At 59.8% G+C, this 18302-nt stretch carries 14 protein-coding genes; 2 read left to right on the top strand and 12 right to left on the bottom strand.

Going from position 1 to position 18302, the window contains the following annotated elements; genetic code table 11:
- Positions 1 to 108: 108 nt before the first annotated feature.
- From N6L24_RS04870 to N6L24_RS04920, 11 genes are all read right to left on the bottom strand, one after another.
- Complete coding sequence (locus tag N6L24_RS04870) at positions 109 to 1293, bottom strand: amino acid aminotransferase (RefSeq protein WP_271843537.1); 1185 nt, start codon at positions 1291 to 1293, stop codon at positions 109 to 111.
- Positions 1293 to 2150 (bottom strand): 3-mercaptopyruvate sulfurtransferase, encoded by an 858-nt coding sequence (sseA, locus tag N6L24_RS04875; protein ID WP_271843538.1) that lies wholly within the window; start codon positions 2148 to 2150, stop codon positions 1293 to 1295. Before sseA ends, N6L24_RS04870 begins: the two co-directional genes overlap by 1 nt.
- A 382-nt stretch (positions 2151 to 2532) precedes the next feature.
- Positions 2533 to 3009 carry an SsrA-binding protein SmpB gene (gene smpB / locus N6L24_RS04880; protein WP_271843539.1) on the bottom strand — a complete coding sequence of 159 codons (477 nt, stop codon included), beginning with the start codon at positions 3007 to 3009 and terminating at the stop codon, positions 2533 to 2535.
- 75 nt (positions 3010 to 3084) lie between these two features.
- Positions 3085 to 3567: an RNA pyrophosphohydrolase gene (locus N6L24_RS04885; RefSeq protein ID WP_271843540.1), complete on the bottom strand. Its 483-nt coding sequence runs from the start codon at positions 3565 to 3567 to the stop codon at positions 3085 to 3087.
- A 60-nt stretch (positions 3568 to 3627) separates the two neighbouring features.
- Complete coding sequence (locus tag N6L24_RS04890) at positions 3628 to 4953, bottom strand: S41 family peptidase (RefSeq protein ID WP_271843541.1); 1326 nt, start codon at positions 4951 to 4953, stop codon at positions 3628 to 3630.
- 2 nt (positions 4954 to 4955) lie between these two features.
- Positions 4956 to 6092 carry a murein hydrolase activator EnvC family protein gene (locus tag N6L24_RS04895; RefSeq protein WP_271843542.1) on the bottom strand — a complete coding sequence of 379 codons (1137 nt, stop codon included), beginning with the start codon at positions 6090 to 6092 and terminating at the stop codon, positions 4956 to 4958.
- Positions 6089 to 7609 (bottom strand): 2,3-bisphosphoglycerate-independent phosphoglycerate mutase, encoded by a 1521-nt coding sequence (gpmI, locus tag N6L24_RS04900; protein ID WP_271843543.1) that lies wholly within the window; start codon positions 7607 to 7609, stop codon positions 6089 to 6091. The genes N6L24_RS04895 and gpmI overlap by 4 nt, the downstream gene beginning before the upstream one ends.
- 81 nt (positions 7610 to 7690) lie before the next feature.
- On the bottom strand, positions 7691 to 9730 hold the full coding sequence (locus N6L24_RS04905) for a hypothetical protein (protein ID WP_271843544.1): 2040 nt from the start codon (positions 9728 to 9730) through the stop codon (positions 7691 to 7693).
- A complete protein-coding gene (locus tag N6L24_RS04910; protein WP_271843545.1) occupies positions 9727 to 12468 on the bottom strand; it encodes a DUF4159 domain-containing protein in 2742 nt (913 codons plus the stop codon). Before N6L24_RS04910 ends, N6L24_RS04905 begins: the two co-directional genes overlap by 4 nt.
- Complete coding sequence (locus tag N6L24_RS04915) at positions 12468 to 13340, bottom strand: DUF58 domain-containing protein (protein ID WP_271843546.1); 873 nt, start codon at positions 13338 to 13340, stop codon at positions 12468 to 12470. Before N6L24_RS04915 ends, N6L24_RS04910 begins: the two co-directional genes overlap by 1 nt.
- Entirely contained in the window at positions 13337 to 14344 is a 1008-nt protein-coding gene (locus N6L24_RS04920; RefSeq protein ID WP_271843547.1) for an AAA family ATPase, read from the bottom strand. Before N6L24_RS04920 ends, N6L24_RS04915 begins: the two co-directional genes overlap by 4 nt.
- Before the next feature lie 66 nt (positions 14345 to 14410).
- Between N6L24_RS04920 and N6L24_RS04925 the strand changes: the two genes are divergently transcribed.
- Positions 14411 to 14983, top strand: coding sequence for a DUF1285 domain-containing protein (locus N6L24_RS04925; RefSeq protein ID WP_271843548.1), 573 nt, complete (start codon positions 14411 to 14413; stop codon positions 14981 to 14983).
- Positions 14984 to 15057: 74 nt separating this feature from the next.
- On the top strand, positions 15058 to 15435 hold the full coding sequence (locus N6L24_RS04930; RefSeq protein WP_271843549.1) for a VOC family protein: 378 nt from the start codon (positions 15058 to 15060) through the stop codon (positions 15433 to 15435).
- 9 nt (positions 15436 to 15444) lie between these two features.
- Here N6L24_RS04930 and polA read toward each other — a convergent pair whose 3' ends face one another.
- Complete coding sequence (polA, locus tag N6L24_RS04935) at positions 15445 to 18264, bottom strand: DNA polymerase I (RefSeq protein ID WP_271843550.1); 2820 nt, start codon at positions 18262 to 18264, stop codon at positions 15445 to 15447.
- Between the last annotated feature and the right edge of the window lie 38 nt (positions 18265 to 18302).

Raw genomic sequence — 18302 nt, forward strand, 5'->3', positions numbered from 1 at the left:
AGCCCGGGGCGTCTGCTCCGGGCTTTTTCTTTTGCGCACTCCTCACGTGCAAGCAAAAGAAAAGGGGCCCCGCGGGGCCCCTTTTATCAGATCAGATTTTTCTGCAGATCAGATGCCGGCGTCGACAATCGCCTTGGCCAGCAGCGGCACCGTGTCTTTGTTCAGACCGGCAATATTCATGCGGCTGTCGCCAACCATATAGATGCCATTGTCGACACGCAGCTGCTCGACCTTGTCTGGCGTGGTGCCAATCTGGCTGAACATACCGCGATGCTCGGCAATGAAGCCAAAGCGGTCGGAGCCGGACAGTTTTTGCAGCTCATCCGCGAGTTGCTGACGCAATGCCAGCATGCCCAGGCGAATCTCTTCCAGTTCAGCGGCCCAATCAGCACGCAGCTCTGGATCCGTCAGGATCGTCGTCACCACCCGCGCGCCATGATCGGGCGGGAAAGAATAGTTCTGGCGGTTGAGGAAGTTCAGGTTCTGCTGCACCACAGCTGTGCCTTCAGCCTCTGTCGAAATCGCCATCAGGATGCCGGTACGTTCGCGGTAAACACCAAAGTTCTTGGAGCAGCTGCCTGCGATCAGACATTCCTTGACCGAAGACGCCACAAGGCGCGTGGCGGCGGCATCTTCTTCCAGACCGTCCCCAAAGCCCTGATAGGCGATATCGATCATCGCAATCAGACCCTTTTCGTTGATCAGATCAACAACCGCCTGCCATTGGGTGAGGTTCAGGTTCGCGCCGGTTGGGTTGTGGCAGCAGCCATGCAGCAGCACCACATCGCCTTCGCGCGCTTCGCCAAGGTCCGCCAGCATGCCTTCGAAATCGACGGCGCGGGTCTCTGTATCAAAATAGCGGTAGGCAACGGTTTCGATGCCAACATATTTCAGGATCGAAAGGTGGTTGGGCCAGGTTGGATTGGACACGTAAACCCGCGCATCCGGGTTGGCCATTTTCACCAGTTCAAACGCCTGCCGCACCGCGCCGGTCCCGCCCGGAGTGGCCACCGCAGCAATGCGATCACGCGCGACGGTATCGCCCAAAATCAGGTCGATCATCGCGTCAGAGAACGCAGGATCACCCGCAAGCGCCACATAGCTTTTGGAGGTCTGTTCTTCGACCAAACGACGCTCAGCCTCTTTCACTGCGCGCATGACCGGGGTGACACCCTCGGCGTTTTTGTAAACGCCAACGCCTAGATCCACCTTGATGGGGCGCGGATCTTCTTTGAACTTCGCCATCAAGGCGAGGATCTTGTCAGCAGGTTGGGCTTTTAGGTTGCTCAGCATTAGGCTTCTCCGGTTGCAATTGGGACAGTTGGGAAAGCCCCCCATTCTGTCCATGAGCCGTCATAAAGCGCATGATCGGTTTTGCCGAAACGCTCCATGGCAAGACAAAGGATCGCGGCGGTCACGCCGGATCCGCATGTTGTGATCGCGGGTTTGCTCAGATCGACGCCCGCTTCCTCAAAGATAGCCCGCAGGGTTTCGGGGTCTTTCATGGTTTTGTCGTCGTTGAGCAAATCGGTATACGGCACATTGCGCGAATTCGGGATATGCCCGGCGCGGATGCCTTCGCGCGGCTCGGGCACGGCACCTTTGAAGCGGTCCGCACCGCGCGCATCAATGATCGCATAATCGCGCAGCTTAGAGGCATGGGACACTTCGGTCACGTCCTTGACCATGTCATCGCGGCGTTGCACGAACATATGGCGGTCGCGGATCACCGGCGGTGTTGTCACCACCGGGTGCCCCTCGGCTCGCCATTTGGGCAGCCCACCATCCAATACGGCAATATTGTCCTGCCCCATGAGTTTGAAAAGCCACCAAACACGCGCCGCAGAAAACAGCCCCTGACTGTCATAAACCACGATCTGATGGCCATCACCCACACCCATTTGGCGCACGCGCGACATGAATTTTTCGACCGGGGGCACCATATGCGGAAGGTCAGAGCGATGATCAGAGACATCATCAATGTCAAAGAAACGCGCGCCCTCGATGTGCCCCGCTTCGTATTCGGCGCGGACGTCTACACCGGTGCTGCCGATCGGGGGCATGGATGCATCCAGAATCCGCAGATCCGGGTCTTTCAAATGGTTGGCCAGCCAATCGGTTGAAACCAGCGTTTTGGGATCGTCCTGCATCGTTATCGCCCCGCGGTAAAAACGTACCTTGCCTACTACCCGATGCGATCAGTGGCAAGAGGAGCGCTGCGGATTCCGCGCCAGACGTCAAGAACGGCGCAACATTCTTTCCGCTGCGCGATTTGAAACGCCATACACGGGCGCGTCCGCCTGCCGCCGCCAGAGGTGAAAGTCCGCTCCAGAAGTCGCGCCAAGTGAAACACTTGTCCCACTGATGTCACAAATGTGAACACAAAAGTCCCAAAACTTCGTTCATTTAGGTATGATAGGGTTAAGACAGTTCGATTCGAGATTCGGAATACGAGTGCCAGGGAGTTATGAGTACCCCCATGCTATCAACTGATAGCATGGGGTTTATTTTTGTCCGCCCGCACAGCGCGCCTTATTCGCCGTGGCGCAGCAGCCGCTGTTTCTGCCGCCCCCAATCGCGCTTGGCTTCTGTGGCGCGCTTGTCATGCAGCTTCTTACCCTTCGCGATACCAACCTTGAGTTTCACGAATCCCTTGTGATTGAAATACAGCACCATGGGCACGATGGTCATGCCTTTGCGCTGGGTTTCATTCCACAGGCGCGCAAGTTCCCGTTTGCTGACCAAAAGCTTGCGGCGACGGCGCTCCATATGGCTGAACATCGCGCGTTCATAGGGCGCGATATAGCTGTTCACGAGCCACAGTTCGCCGTCTTTGACCTCTGCATAGCTTTCGGCGACATTGGCCGAGTTTTCGCGCAGCGATTTTACCTCTGACCCGGTCAGCACCACACCGCATTCGATGTCATCTTCGATGGCATAATCAAACCGTGCGCGCCGGTTTTCGGCGATCACTTTGTAATTCGGGTCAGATTTGGGTTTATTAGCCATAGTCGCACTTGCTTACATGCCCACCGGACGGCTGTCCACGGGATTCCCAATTGAGATAGGGCGCGTTTGCCGCAGTTAAAGATGCGGTAAGAATGCGGCAACAACCTGTGCGTAAACTGTGCGCTTAAAGGGCACGATATTGTCGACAAGCTCGCTTACCGGCAGCCAGCGCCATTCAGAAAACTCTGGATGATCGACCTCGATATTCACGTGCTCGTCAGACCCATGAAACCGGTACAAGAACCATTTCTGTTCCTGCCCCTTATAGCGGCCTTTCCAGATACGCGGCACGATGTCATGGGGCAAATCATAGGCGATCCACCCGTCAGTTTCCGCGATCTGCGTCACCAGATCAGGCGTGACGCCGGTTTCTTCTTCCAGCTCGCGCAGCGCGGCCTCGGCTGGGGTTTCCCCAGCATCAATGCCCCCTTGCGGCATCTGCCAGGCAGGCACTTCGCTGTCCAGGCGCTGACCGACAAAAGCCGCGCCCTCTTGGTTCACAAGCATGACGCCGACATTGCGGCGATAGGGCAGTTTGGCAATTTCGTCAGGGGACATGGGTCTTCCGTCACAAAAGAAATGCCGGCGCGCAGCAATAAGCCGCGCGCCGGCAAATAATTATGGCTGCAGGGCGGTCAAACCCTTCAGGATATCAATGGCATAGGCCAGCTGATAATCATCCTCGCGCAGTTTCGCGGCGGCATCGGCGCGGGCGCGGTCCTCTTCGATCTGGCGGATTTCATCTTCGCTCAGGCTATCGTTATTCAGGCTGCCCCGCAGATCTGCTTCGGAGCGCGAGCGGCGGGCGTCTTGCTCTTCCTGTGGCTCCGTTTCACGGCGTGGCTGCGCCACAACGATGTCGGGCGAAACACCCAGCGCCTGAATAGATCGACCGGACGGCGTGTAGTACCGCGCGGTGGTCAGGCGCATCGCGCCATCCCCGCGCAGCGGCATCACCGTCTGAACCGAGCCTTTGCCAAAGCTCTTGGTGCCAACCACAATCGCCCGGCGGTGATCTTTCAGCGCGCCAGCCACAATCTCGGATGCCGAGGCTGAGCCGCCGTTGATCAGAACCACGATAGGTTTGCCGTCAATCAGATCACCTGGGGTGGCATTGTACCGTTCGCCATCAGCGGCTTCGCGACCACGGGTTGAAACGATTTCACCTTTTTCAAGGAAAGCATCAGACACGCGGATCGCCTGGGTCAGCAAACCGCCCGGGTTGTTGCGCAAATCAAGCACAAGCCCGTTGAGATTCTCAAGCCCGCCTGCGGCTTCGATCTCTTTTTCGATCCCGTCGCGCAGGTTCGGATAGGTCTGATCGTTAAAGGTGGTGACACGCATCACCAAAGTGTCGCCTTCGGTGCGCGCGCGCACGGCGGTCAGTTTGATGGTGTCGCGGATGATCGACACATCAAATGGCTCGGCCTCGCCTTCGCGCGCGATGGTGATGATGATTTCAGATCCGACCGGACCGCGCATCATCTCGACCGCCTCATCCAGGGTCAGCCCCAAGACGCTTTCGCCATCTACATGGGTGATGAAATCCCCGGCTTCGACCCCCGCCTCGGAGGCCGGGGTGCCATCAATCGGCGAGACGACTTTGACAAAGCCTTCTTCCTGCGTGACTTCGATGCCCAGACCGCCAAATTCGCCGCGAGTCTGCAGCCGCATCTGCGCCGCGTCATCAGGCGCAAGGTAGCTGGAGTGCGGATCAAGCGACGTCAGCATGCCGTTGATGGCCGCCTCGATCAGCTCGCTTTCGTCGACCTCTTCCACGTATTGCGCGCGAATCCGTTCAAAGATATCGCCGAACAGGTCAAGCTGTTCGTAAACGCTAGCCTTGCGGTCGGCTTCCTGCGCAATCAGCGGCCCGGCGATCTGGGTGGTGGCCAATATCCCGGCCAAAGTGCCGCCCAGCGCGGCCACAACAAATCTTCTCATGCTCATCCATCCTTGTTGGTCTGGAACCAATCTTCCGGGTCTACCGGAATCTTGCCTTGTCTGACTTCTATATAGAGCGTTTCCGTGCGGTCCTGACCAGACCCTTCACCGGACTGTGAAAGAATGGCACTGATTTCTGGATCTTTTCCGCCCATCAAACCGACCGGGGTGCCACTTGGGACCACTTCACCCACGTCTCCGTAAACCGTCTCTAGCCCGGCCAAAACAAACAAGAGGCCCGGCTGCGGTTCTAGCACCATGACGTTGCCATAATCCAGCAAGGGGCCACGATAACGAATCGTTGCTGCCGCGGGGGCTGCCACCAGCGCGTTGGGCCGTGTCGCCAGAACCAGCCCCGGTCGCCGCAAACCGGCGGCGTCGGCCTCTCCGGCGCGGCGCAGAATCTCGGCCTGCACCGGCAGGGGCAACTTGCCCTTGCGGTGGGAAATATCCGGCAGGGGCGCAATCCCTTCCGGTTCCGGCGCCATTTCGGTCAGTCCGCTTGCAAACCCTTCGAGGGTTTCGGTCGCCGCGATCAGCAACGCGGTTTGCACCGGATCTTCAATAAAACGTTTCGGCAAATTCGTCCGCTCTGCAATCGCCTGCGACAGCATGAGCCGCGCGGATTGCGCACCTGCGAGCCCGTTTTGCAGGGTTTCTGCCGCGCTCTTTTGCAGCTCTGCCAGAATTTGAACCTCTTGCAAGGCCTCACGCAGCTTGGCAGCTTCGGCGTCAAGCGCCGGCGCGATATCCGCCAAGATCATTCCCGCCCGCGCGGTCCCTTCGGCCCCATCGGGGTGCAAAAGAACCGCAGGGCTTTGATTGCCGCCCATGGATTGCAGGACACCCAAGAGGCGCGCGATTTCCGTTTCCTGAGCCTTGAGTTGCTGATCAAGCTGGCGCTCGCGGATGGCCGCCCGGCGCAGGCCTTCGCGCATCGCGGCAAGGCCCGTCTCATAGGCTTGCACGGTTTCGGTCAATGCCTTCACGCGATTGCGTGCGCTTTCGGCCTGCTCAAGCGATAGGGCCGCCTGCTCCAAATGCGCCGCCGCAGCCCGCGCCGTATCAGCCGCAGTGCTCTGCGCCTCGGCGGTGCCAAACCCAATCAACAGGGACAGCAGAGCTGCGGCAAATTTCATTGCTCAATCAGGCTTTCGCCGGTCATTTCCTCGGGCTGTGGCAGATCCATCAGCGCCAGCAGGCTGGGCGCGAGATCGGCCAGTCGCCCGCCATCGCGCAACCGCGCCCCTTCCGGGCCATTGACCAGAATGACCGGCACCAGATTGGTGGTATGCGCCGTATGCGCGCCGCCGGTTTCAGGGTCAATCATCACCTCGCAATTGCCGTGGTCGGCAGTGACAATCATGGTGCCGCCCGCCTTTTCCAATGCCGCGCGCACCGCGCCAAGCCCCGTGTCCACTGCGGCGCAGGCCGCCTTGGCCGCCTCTAGATCGCCAGTGTGGCCGACCATATCCGGGTTGGCGTAATTGGTGACGATCAGATCATAACCATGTTCAATCGCAGCGACGAATTTCTCGGTGACTTCACCAGCCGACATCTCAGGTTGCAGATCATAGGTGGCCACTTTGGGCGATTTCGGCATATAGCGATCTTCGCCTTCGCTGGGGGTCTCTTCGCCACCGTTGAGGAAGAAGGTCACATGTGGGTATTTCTCGGTCTCCGCCAGGCGAAATTGACTTTTGCCCTGTTTGGCAACCCATTCGCCCAGCGTGTTCACGATCTCTTTCTTGGGATAGGCCGAGGTCATGTAGGTTTTGTGGCTGTCCGAATAATCCACCATGCCCAGCATGGTCAGATCGGGACGCGCGCCAGTGTCAAAGCCATCAAAGTCTGGCTGCGCCATAGCGGCCAGAATTTCCCGGGCGCGGTCCGCACGGAAATTGAGGCAGAAAACCCCATCACCATCTTGCGCCCCGGCATAGCCGTCAATGACCGTGGCCTGAACAAATTCATCCAGCTCATCCCGGCCATAGGCTGCCTCCAACGCGGCCTTGGCATCCTGCGCTTCCAGGCCTTCGCCTTTGATCATGGCCTCATAGGCCTTGCTGACCCGCTCCCAGCGGTTGTCCCGGTCCATGGCGAAATAGCGCCCGGTCACGGTCCCGACCCGCGCGCCTTCGGGCAGGTTGGCAAGCAGCGTGTCAAAATACCCCAGCGCCGATTTAGGGGCGACATCGCGCCCATCCGTGATGGCGTGCAGCACAACAGGCACGCCCTGATCGGTCAGCGCCTTGGCGGCGGCCAGCACATGGGTGATATGGCCATGCACCCCACCGTCCGAGATCACCCCCATGAGATGCGCCGTGCCGCCCGAGGTTTTCAACTTGTCTGCAAAGGCCAGAATTTCGGCGTTCTGGAAAAACGAGCCCTCTTCAATGGCGAGGTCAATTTGCCCAAGATCCATCGCCACCACGCGCCCAGCGCCAATATTTGTATGGCCCACCTCAGAATTGCCCATCTGCCCGCGTGGCAAACCCACATCCGGGCCATGGGTGATCAGCGTCGCTGTGGGGCACTCGGCCATCATCGCGTCAAACACAGGGGTGTCCGCCAAAAGCGGCGCATTGCCCTCGCGGCGATCACTCAGACCCCATCCATCAAGAATACAAAGGACAACAGGCTTGGGTGCAGGCATCAATTCGCTCCGATGGTAAATGTCATGAGCGTTCTATCGCGGCTTGCGGCCGGATTGAACAGCTTTATGCAGCCAACGGCGCTATTGCCGCCCTTCGCGCAACCAACCGCCAATCACAAGCGCAGAAATCAGCAGCAGCACAAGCCAACCGGGCATCAATGGCGTCCGCGACACGCTGAGGGTTTCATAGGCACCCCGTGGTGTCAGACCCAGCCAGCCATTGCCCGCGGCTGGTCGCCCCAGGCGGACATTGCGCAACGAAGGCAGCCCCTCTTCGAGCGATTTGATCCCGCCCCGCAGCGGTGAAATCACCGGGGCCATCACCTCCCCGGTCGCAATCACCTCAGAAAATTCGCGCGGCGCAGCAGGCCCAAGGCCAACCACGGCGCTCAGATCGTCATTTGTCAGCCGATAGAGACCCAGTTCTGCGCCCTCATATTGCGTCTCAAACAATCCCGGGCTGGTTTCGGTCAACAACAAAGTGACCTGCTCGCCGCTCGGGGTTTCCACTGTGACCGCGCCGACCTCTTCGGATAATGAGCGGCGGAAAATGCGCATCATTTGCCCGTTCGCTTCGGCCCAAAGCGCCTCTTCCTCAAGGTCTGGCTCCGCCATCATCCAATGTGCCAAGCGGCGCAGAAGTTCGAGCTGCGGCCCGCCCCCCTCATAGCCGCGCGCCCACAGCCAGGCCTGATCAGAGGCCAACAGCGCAACGCGGCCATTTTCAACGCGGTCCAGCACCAGCAACGGCCGTTCCCCGGCCCCCGTCATCAGAATCTGACCGCGATCAGGAATCAGATCGACAAGGCGCAGCCAAGGCCCCCAGGGTTCTGGGGTTTGCAGCCCGGCGGTCACGGGGTGACGCGCGCCAAGGTCACTGACATTGGGCACAAAGGATTGGTCGATCACAAGTGCGGACGGCCCGGCGGGCAATACTTCGGACAGGGGGGAGCGATAGAGGCTTTCGGCAGTGGCAAAATCAGGGCCCGCCGCCAGCAAAACCGCGCCGCCATTCTTGACGTAGTCGACCACATTATCGAGGTAGATCGCAGGTAAAATCCCCCGGCGTTTGTAGCGATCAAAAATGATCAGATCAAAATCGTCGATCTTCTCAAGGAACAATTCGCGCGTGGGAAAAGCGATCAACGAAAGCTCGTCCACGGGCACGCCATCCTGTTTTTCAGGGGGGCGCAGAATGGTGAAATGTACAAGATCCACCGAACTGTCAGATTTCAGAAGATTGCGCCAGGTCCGGCCACCCGGGTGCGGCTCGCCACTGACCAGCAGGACGCGCAGGCGATCACGCACGCCATTGATCTGGATGGTTGCGGTGTTGTTGCGGTCCGTCAATTCGCCATCTGCGGTCGGGACCGTAAACTGCAGCACATTGCGCCCGCCATGAGGCAAGGTCACGGGCACATCCATCTCCACGCCCACCGGGATCATGAAGCGCTGCGGCTCATCGCCATCCACAGAGACCTCCAAGGGGGCTTCGGCCGCCCCGGGCGCTGCGCCCGTATCGTCAATACGCAGCGACAATGTGATCGGCTCATCAAGAATGGCAAAGGCAGGGGCGTTGCTGACCGTCAACCGCCGGTCCCAATCAGAGGCCCGCCCGGTGGTCAGCAAATGCAGCGGCGCGGGTAAGTCCGGCGCTGCATCGGCATCATGCACCCGGCCATCAGAAAGCGCGATCATGCCCGCGACGCGCGCGCTCGGCTCGCGCCTCAGTGCATCTGTCAACGCTTCCATCAATGCGGTGCCCGCATCACCGGCACCGTCCGGTACCGGAACGCGCCGGACCTCAGTGTTGGGCCGGGCAGCAATCTGCGCCGCCAATTGCGCGGCGGCGGCGCTGGTCCTCTCGGCGCGGTCGCCCAACCGTTGGCTTGCGCTTTGATCTTCCAAGAGGATCACAATATCAGAAAGCGGCGCGCGGTCCTCGCGTTGCAGCCCCGGCCCCAATAGCGCCAAAATCAAGACCCCGGCCCCAGCCGCGCGCAACCACCAGCCACTCAGCCCGCGCCAAAGGGCAAGGCCGACAAACAGCACGCAGCACACCACAAGTGCGAGGATCAGCGAGATTGGCAACATCGGGGCCCAATAGATCGTATTTGTCATTGGCCCAACCGATCCAGCAGCGCAGGCACATGCACCTGATCCGACTTATAATTGCCCGTCAGCACATGCATGATCAGGTTGATTCCAAAGCGATAGGCAAGCTCGCGCTGGCGTGCGCCCGTGCTGCCGCGCCCCACAGGATAAAGATGCGTGCCCCTTGTGTCCGTTGCCCAGGCGGCGGCCCAGTCATTGCCCCCAATCACCACAGGCGTCACCCCGTCATTCAGGTTTCGGAACGGCATGCCTTCGATCTGTTCGGCATCCGGTGGGGCCGCCTCGACCCAAACGCCACGCCCGGCATAGCGCCCGGGAAAATCCTGCAACAAATAAAAGGTCCGCGTCAGAACATGATCGCCTGGCACCGGCTCAAGCGCCGGAATATCAAGCGCACGGGCGATGGCCTGCAACTTGCGCCCATTCGGGCTGGACGCGCCCAGTTCAGCGACATCCGCGTCCCGGGTATCAAACAAGATCAGCCCGCCGGATCTGAGATAGTCGTTCAGCTTTTCGTAAGCCGTATCACTCGGCAAGGATTGATCCGGAGAAATCGGCCAGTAGAGAAACGGATAAAACGCCAATTCATCTTGCGCCAAATCCACCCCAACAGGGTTCACCGGCTCAACCGATGTGCGCATGTAGAGCATATCGCTCAGCCCATAAAGACCCGCATAAGACAGATCATCCAGCGCGGCATTTCCCGTCAGGACATATGCCAGAGCTATTTCATCGGTGCCCGGCAGCGTCCCAGTCGCTTGCGCGTCACCCGGCGACGGCGCGGCAACCAGCGCAAACGCAATCAAGGCGGTGCGCCAGTTACTCAGCCGCCCTGCCAAGATCAGCGCAGCAAGCGTGTCCGCCAGGAGCAATACCAACGCGAGGCTCAGGAAATAGGGTTTCAGTTCTTTGGCTGTTGCTGCCGCCCCTTCGGAAATGGCCACATGCGCGGGCCAATCAAACAGCGTAATTTTTTCGCCCTTACGCAGCACATTGCGCGCCGCAGTCTTGCCGCCATCGCGGTAAACGCCCGGGCGCAACGCGGCGCTCAGGGGCGCTGAAAGCAGCGCCGCGCCTTCCACCCCGGTGAGGGTCTGGCCATCTTGAATGCGGCCCAGCCCATCCAGAACCTCAATCGGGGTCCAAATGGTTCCGGCCATGATCTCAGCAGCATCAGCGGAGCCAGCCGAAAGCACAGCCAGCCGATCCAGCATCTGCACAAACAGCCCCGAAAGCGGCAGGCCGGACCATTCGGCATTGGCCGTGACATGAAACAGCACCACCTGCCCGGCGCCCACCGGCTTGCGTGTCACCAAGGGCGTTCCATCGTTGAGCTCTGCCAGGACGCGATCCGCCAGATTTGGATCTGGCTGCGCCAGCACCTGCGCCGTGACCCGCACATCGTCCGGCACTTTCAGGCCAGCAAATGGCCCCTGCGGCGAAAACGGGGCCAGCGCTTTTGGCTCCCCCCAGCTCATCGCGCCACCCACCGTGCGCCCCCCCGCGCGCAGGCGCACCGGCATCAGCGGATTTTCCTCGGCGCGGCTCAGGTCGCTGGCGGCCATCTGTGGCCCGGCAAAGCGCAACAACAGGCCGCCATTTTCGGTCCACTCCAGCAAACGCGCCTCTTCAGAGGGGGCGAGGGCGGCAACATCGGCCAGTATGATCACATCGGGGTTGGCGGGAATGATGTCGGGGATCGCGCCGTCAATCACTTCGGCGCTTTCCACAAGCGCCTGGCGCAGGAAGTGGGTCGGCGACAGCAGCTCCAACCCCTCGCGATCCCCGCGCACCTCGACCAAAGCAACCTCTCGGCGGCGGATGCGATCGTCGGTCATAAAGCGTGCGCCGGCCGAGGACACGCCATCAATGCGAAAATGTGAAATGCGACCGCGCATTTCAGCCGGAAGCGCAAATTGCACCTCAGACTGCTCAGCGCGCGCAGCGCCCCACTGCACCTCCGCCTGTGCCAGCGCAACTTCGGCACCATTAGGGTCTTCGCCAATCACAGAGACAGTCTGCGCCGCCGCGCCGGGGCCAAGCTTCTGCGTGGACAATGTCAGCACGCCATCGGCCAAAGACACATCATCCAGTGCCAAAAGAGGGGCGGCCCGCTGCAGCACGGCCACCTGACCGCGCGCTTCCAAGGCCGCCAACATGTCGGTGCGGCCCACATAAGCCAAGCCCGAGGACACCCAAAGCGTGTCAAAATCATCGTCAGGCAGGGCGCTGATGGCCGTGGCAATGCCGGTTTCAGATGGGGTCCAAGGCAGTGGGGCAAATTCCGCCACCCGCCTGACCCAGACGCCAGCTGGCAGAAACTGCGCCGGTTCCGGGGCAGTCAGCCGCAACATCGCCGCCGTACGCCCGGTGCGCTCAGCCTCGGCCAAAGCGTCCTCAATCGCGGCGCGGTCACGCGCCCATCCGGGGCCCGCGGCCCAATCCCCGTCCATCACAACCAAAAGCGGGCGGCCGGAGGGCGCGGCCCCATCCGGCTGCAACACCGGGCCGGAAAAGCCGATGATCACCGCAGCAATCAGCAGCATGCGCATCAAAAGCAGCCACCAGGGCGTGCGATCCATAGTGCTTTCGTCATCTTGCAAGCCAAGCAGCAGGACCACACCCGGGAAGCGTTTGCGGATGGGTGCGGGGGGCACGGCGCGCAACAGGAACCACAAGATCGGCAAGGCAATCAGCGCGGTCAGAACCCAGGGCGCAGAAAAGGCGAGTGGCAAACCCAGCATCAGTGCCCCCGTTCCATCGCGCGATAGAGCCACAACAGGGCCGATTGCACCGGCGCATCTGTATGATGCCAGTGATATTGCCAGCCTGTAGCGCGCGCCAATGCCCGCAATTGTCGTTGCCGGTCCTGCAGGCGCGATTGATACCGGTCCTTCAACTCATTCGCTTTGCGCGTTTCGTGAAAGACCTCAGCCCCCATGCTTTCAAAAATGGTCCGCCCGCGAAACGGAAACTCGGCCTCGGACGGATCAAGCACCTGCAAAATAACGCCGCGCACGCCGCGATCTGCGGCCTTGGCCAGCGCAAATTCAAAGGCGTCGAAATCCCCCAGAAAGTCGGAAATGAACAAGGCGCGCGAACGTGGGATCAATGCCCGCGCCTCGGGCACGCCATAATCAGTCGCGCCGTCTTGCATCAACGCCTCGGTCAGCCGCCAGATCTGCCCATCACCGCGGCGCGGAGGCAAGGTCGGGCCGGTCAGGCCCACGCGCTCACCGGCCCGGATCAGCAGGATTGAAATCGCCAGCGCCAGCAGCCGGGCGCGGTCAGCTTTGGTGGGCAGATCCTTGTGGCTGGCGTAGCGCATTGAGGCGGCATCATCGATCCAAAGCGCAACCGACTGCGCGATCTGCCATTCTTTTTGGCGCACGAATTGCGCATCACTCTTGGCCGAGCGGCGCCAGTCAATCATGCGGTAGCTGTCGCCGGGCTGCACAGGCCGGTACTGCCAGAAATCATCCCCCAGCCCCGAGCGTCGCCGCCCATGTTCCCCCAGCAAGACAGTATTTGCCAGCGTGTCCGCCCGCGCCAAAAGTGCAGGCAAACGTGCTGCTGCCGCTTCCGCGCGCCGCCGGAGCTGGGGGTGGGCGCTCACGCAGCGGCCTCGGCGCGGTCTGCGGCAGCGACCACGTCATCAATAACGTCCAAGAGGTTTTCGCCGCGGGCGCGTGCTGCGAAATTCAGCGCCATCCGGTGGCTCAGCACAGGTCCGGCGAGGTCCATCACATCATCAATGGAGGGCACAAGCCGCCCATCCAGCAGCGCCCAGGCACGGGCCATCAACATAAAGGCCTGTGCAGCACGTGGCCCCGGGCCCCATGACACGACATCGTGAACGCGCGCGCTGGCGGTGTCATCATCAGGTCGACAGGCGCGCACGATATCAAGAATCCGCTCCATCACGCTTTCACCGACCGGCATCCGTCGCAGCAGCGCCTGCGCCGCGATCAGCTCTTCGGCGGTAAACACCTGTTGTGCTAGCTCTTCCTCGGTCCCGGTTGTTGCCAAGATAATGTCACGCTCGGTTTCGCGATCAGGATAGGGCACGTCAATTTGAACCAAAAACCGATCGAGCTGCGCCTCTGGCAGCGGATAGGTCCCTTCTTGTTCAATCGGGTTTTGGGTCGCGAGCACATGAAATGGCGCGTCCAATGGCCGATCCTCTCCGGCCACTGTCACCTTGCGTTCTTGCATGGCTTGCAGCAACGCGGATTGGGTGCGCGGGCTGGCGCGGTTGATTTCATCCGCCATTAACAGCTGGCAAAAAATCGGGCCGGGCACAAAACGGAATTCGCGGGCACCACCTTTGACCTTTTCCAGGATTTCCGAGCCAAGAATATCGGCGGGCATCAGATCCGGCGTGAATTGCACGCGATTGCCGTTGAGGCCCATTACCGTCGACAAAGTTTCAACAAGCCGAGTCTTGCCGAGCCCCGGCAAACCAATCAGCAAGGCATGCCCGCCGCACAGCAGCGCCGCCAAGGTCAGGTTCACCACACGTTCCTGCCCGATGAACTGCCGGGTGATCGTCGCTTTGGCTGCGCCAAGCTTGGCCCCAAGGGCATCAATTTCGCTCAGCAGCGCCTCTGGATCGGACATGACAAATCTCCCGTTTTATCTATGCTTAGGGGAAGTCTATCGCCTTCGTGTAAAATGGCAAAAACAATGAGTACACAAAATGTTGTAAATCCCAGCGCCGCCAGCCTTGCGAAGGCGGCAGAGGCAGCACGTAAGACCGGGCTGCCGCCGGTGCATCTGTGGAATCCGCCGCTGTCCGGCGACATGGATATGCGCATTGCCCGCGATGGCACCTGGTTTCACGAAGGCAGCCCCATTCAACGGCCTGCCCTGGTGAAACTGTTTTCTTCGATCCTGAAAAAGGAAGGGGCAGAGTATTGTCTGGTCACGCCGGTGGAAAAATGGCGAATTACCGTTGAGGATGCGCCCTTTGTGGCCCTCGATGTGAGCCGCAGTGGCGAAGGCGCGGCGCAAGTTCTGACATTTGAGACCCATGTCGGTGATGTCGTGCACGCAGGGCCAGATCACCCGATCAGCGTGGTCATTGACCAAGCAGCGGGCACGCCGGCCCCTTATGTCATGGTGCGCAACGGCCTTCAGGCGTTGATTGATCGCAAAACATTTTACCGCCTGATGGACTGCGCAACCGAAGAAGATGGTTGGCTTGGCATCTATTCAGGCGGTGCGTTTTTTCCGATCATCCGCAGCGACGCGCTTTGAACGCACCCCGCCTACTGGCGAAAACTGACAGCAGGGCCTGATAGGAACACTCCGTGAACATTAAGGAGTGCACTATGACTTACCCCGTAAAAGACACCGTTGTTTGGGCCGAGATCCCTGTCACCAATCTGGACGAAGGTATTGCCTTTTATCAGAGCCTGTTTAACACCGAAATGCCGCGCACAAAAATGGAGCCCAACGACGTCGCCTTTTTCCCCAAGGATGGCGCGATGGATGTCGCCGGGCATCTTTACGAAGGGACCCCTGCCCCAAAAGGCAGCGGCCCGACCATTCACCTGCATGCGCCAGATTCGCTGGAAGCCACCATTGAACGCATTCGCAAAAGCGGTGCCGAAATCCTGGGGGAGCCGATTCCGCTGCCCGACGGGCGTTTTCAATATGCGGTTGATCCTTTTGGAAATTCCATCGGGATTTTCCAGAAATCCAGCTAAGCCGGGCCTCTAGTGGGCCTCAGCCCAATTGTCGCCCACACCTGCATCCACAATCAAAGGCACATCCAGCTTCACGGCTGGGTCTGCCGCCCCCTCCATGACACGGCGCGCCACCGCGATTGTGTCATCGACCGCATCCTCGGCCACTTCGAAAATCAATTCATCGTGCACCTGCAAAAGCATCTTCGCCGGAAGGTCGGCGATGGCATCAGGCATCCGCACCATAGCCCGGCGAATGATATCGGCTGCGGTGCCCTGGATCGGCGCGTTGATGGCCGCGCGTTGCGCGAAACCGGCATGCGGGCCTTTGGCGTTGATCTGCGGCATGTGGATTTTCCGGCCAAAAAGTGTCTGTACAAAGAGGTTCTCTTTGGCAAAGGCCTTCGTGGTATCCATATAGGTGCGAATGCCCGGGAACCGTTCAAAATACCGAGTGATGAAAGCCTGCGCATCCGCACGCGGAATATGCAGGTTGCGCGCCAGACCGAAGGCAGAAATGCCGTAAATCACACCAAAGTTAATGGCCTTGGCTTGGCGGCGTACCTCTGGCGTCATTTCGTCCAGGGGCACATCAAACATTTCTGACGCCGTCATGGCGTGAATGTCATGCCCATCCTTGAACGCCTGTTTAAGCGCGTCGATATCCGCCATATGCGCCAGAATGCGCAGCTCAATCTGGCTGTAATCGAGACTGATCAGCTTATTGCCCGGCGCGGCCACAAAGGCCTCGCGGATGCGGCGACCCTCTTCGCTGCGCACTGGAATGTTTTGCAAGTTTGGGTCGGTCGAGGCCAGACGGCCAGTATTGGCACCGGTCTGCAAATAAGATGTGTGCACGCGGCCGGTGTCGGCATCAATGTGATCCTGCAGAGCATCCGTGTAGGTCGATTTCAGCTTTTGCAATTGGCGGTAATCCAATACCCGCCGCGGAAATTCATGCGTGGCCGCCAGATCCTCCAGCACATCCGCCGGGGTCGACCATTGGCCGGTCTTGGTTTTCTTGCCGCCCTCCAGCGCGAGATCTTCGAACAAGATCTGGCCAACCTGCGCCGGCGATTGCACGTTGAAAGGTTTGCCCGCCATTTCATGCAGTTCCGCCTCAAATTGCGCCATCTTCTGCGCAAAGGCATTGGACATGCGGCTGAGCGTATCGCGATCAACCTTCACGCCGTGCATTTCCATTTCAGACAACACAGGCACGAGCGGGCGCTCCAGCGTTTCATAAACGGTTGTCACTTGTTTCTGGTGCAATAGCGGTTTGAACCGCTGCCACAGCCGCAAGGTTATATCGGCGTCTTCAGCGGCATATTTCACCGCGTCGGCCACGGGCACCTTGTCAAAAGTGATCGCAGATTTGCCGCTGCCCAAAAGTGTTTTGATCGAAATCGGCTTGTGGCTCAGGTAATTCTCGCTCAGCACATCCATGCCGTGATTATGTAGCCCGGCGTTCAGCGCGTAGGACATCAACATCGTGTCATCAATGGGCGCAACCGTGACGCCGTAACGTTTGAAGATTTTGCAATCATATTTGGCGTTCTGAAAAATCTTCAGCACCGCGTCATCTTCAAGCAGCGGCTTGAGAATCTGAAGCGCCTCTTCAAGCGCCATCTGATCTGGCACGCGCTCATCGCTGCCAAAAAGATCGTCCGCATCGCCTTTGACATGCGCCAGCGGGATATAGCAGGCCTCACCCGCCTCAACACAAAGCGAGACGCCAACAAGGTCAGCCTGCATTTCGTTCAGCCCGGTGGTTTCGGTATCCACCGCCACCCAGCCACGGCCGCGCGCTTTGGCCACCCAGGCCTGCAGCGCAGCGGCGTCAGCGACATGTTCGTAGGCGTCAACATCAAAGCCCATGTCCTCAGGGGCATCTGCTGCGGAGCTTGCCTCAGGTGACGGCGTATCGCTGATCACGGGTGGCTCTATGCCGGCCTGTTCGGCGATGCGTTTCGTCAGGGTGCGGAATTCCATATCTGCCAGGAACGGCAGCAACACCTCTGGATCGGGCTCTTGCACTTCAAGATCGTCAAGCGTGAAGGGCAGGTCCATCTCGCAATCCAGTTGCACCAGCCGCTTTGACAGTTCGATCTGATCGCGATTGTCGAGCAGTGTCTGGCGGCGCTTGGGCTGTTTGATCTCTTCGGCACGGTCCAGCAGTGTTTCCAGGTCGCCATATTCATTGATCAACAACGCGGCGGTCTTGATGCCAATGCCAGGCGCGCCCGGCACATTGTCGACGCTGTCCCCTGCCAGCGCCTGCACATCCACCACCTGTTCCGGGGTCACACCGAATTTTTCAAACACCCCGTCGCGGTCAATGCGCTTGTTCTTCATGGCGTCCAGCATTTCAACGCCGTCGCCAACAAGCTGCATCAGGTCCTTGTCGGAACTGATGATGGTGCAGCGGCCCCCGGCAGCGCGGGCCTGACAGGCCAGGGTCGCAATGATGTCATCAGCTTCAAAGCCTTCGACTTCCTCGCAGGCGATGTTAAAGGCGCGCGTCGCCTCGCGGGTCAGCGGAAACTGCGGCACCAGATCTTCGGGTGCCGGCGGGCGGTTGGCCTTGTACTGGTCATACATATCGTTGCGGAACGATTTGCCCGAATAATCAAAGATCACCGCAACATGGGTTGGTGCGTCCGGGCCTTTGTTGTCCTCAACCTGCTTGAAGAGCATGTTGCAGAACCCGGCAACCGCACCGATGGGCAGCCCGTCCGATTTGCGGGTCAACGGTGGCAGGGCATGATAGGCGCGAAAGATAAAGGCCGATCCGTCGATCAGATGCAGATGGCAGCCTTTGCCAAATGAAGTCTTCGCAGTGTCGGTCATGGCGCGCTCCGTCGTTAGGTACTTTCTTTTGCCATGGC

This window comes from Cognatishimia sp. SS12 (assembly GCF_028369055.1).
Taxonomy (GTDB): Bacteria; Pseudomonadota; Alphaproteobacteria; order Rhodobacterales; family Rhodobacteraceae; genus Cognatishimia.

Excerpts from the sequence above, each read along its gene's own strand:
- N6L24_RS04870 (WP_271843537.1), bottom strand. The coding sequence starts at position 1,293 with ATGCTGAGCAACCTAAAAGCCCAACCTGCTGACAAGATCCTCGCCTTG.
- sseA (WP_271843538.1), bottom strand. The coding sequence starts at position 2,150 with ATGCAGGACGATCCCAAAACGCTGGTTTCAACCGATTGGCTGGCCAAC.
- smpB (WP_271843539.1), bottom strand. The coding sequence starts at position 3,009 with ATGGCTAATAAACCCAAATCTGACCCGAATTACAAAGTGATCGCCGAA.
- N6L24_RS04885 (WP_271843540.1), bottom strand. The coding sequence starts at position 3,567 with ATGTCCCCTGACGAAATTGCCAAACTGCCCTATCGCCGCAATGTCGGC.
- N6L24_RS04890 (WP_271843541.1), bottom strand. The coding sequence starts at position 4,953 with ATGAGAAGATTTGTTGTGGCCGCGCTGGGCGGCACTTTGGCCGGGATA.
- N6L24_RS04895 (WP_271843542.1), bottom strand. The coding sequence starts at position 6,092 with ATGAAATTTGCCGCAGCTCTGCTGTCCCTGTTGATTGGGTTTGGCACC.
- gpmI (WP_271843543.1), bottom strand. The coding sequence starts at position 7,609 with ATGCCTGCACCCAAGCCTGTTGTCCTTTGTATTCTTGATGGATGGGGT.
- N6L24_RS04905 (WP_271843544.1), bottom strand. The coding sequence starts at position 9,730 with ATGACAAATACGATCTATTGGGCCCCGATGTTGCCAATCTCGCTGATC.
- N6L24_RS04910 (WP_271843545.1), bottom strand. The coding sequence starts at position 12,468 with ATGCTGGGTTTGCCACTCGCCTTTTCTGCGCCCTGGGTTCTGACCGCG.
- N6L24_RS04920 (WP_271843547.1), bottom strand. The coding sequence starts at position 14,344 with ATGTCCGATCCAGAGGCGCTGCTGAGCGAAATTGATGCCCTTGGGGCC.
- N6L24_RS04925 (WP_271843548.1), top strand. The coding sequence starts at position 14,411 with ATGAGTACACAAAATGTTGTAAATCCCAGCGCCGCCAGCCTTGCGAAG.
- N6L24_RS04930 (WP_271843549.1), top strand. The coding sequence starts at position 15,058 with ATGACTTACCCCGTAAAAGACACCGTTGTTTGGGCCGAGATCCCTGTC.
- polA (WP_271843550.1), bottom strand. The coding sequence starts at position 18,264 with ATGACCGACACTGCGAAGACTTCATTTGGCAAAGGCTGCCATCTGCAT.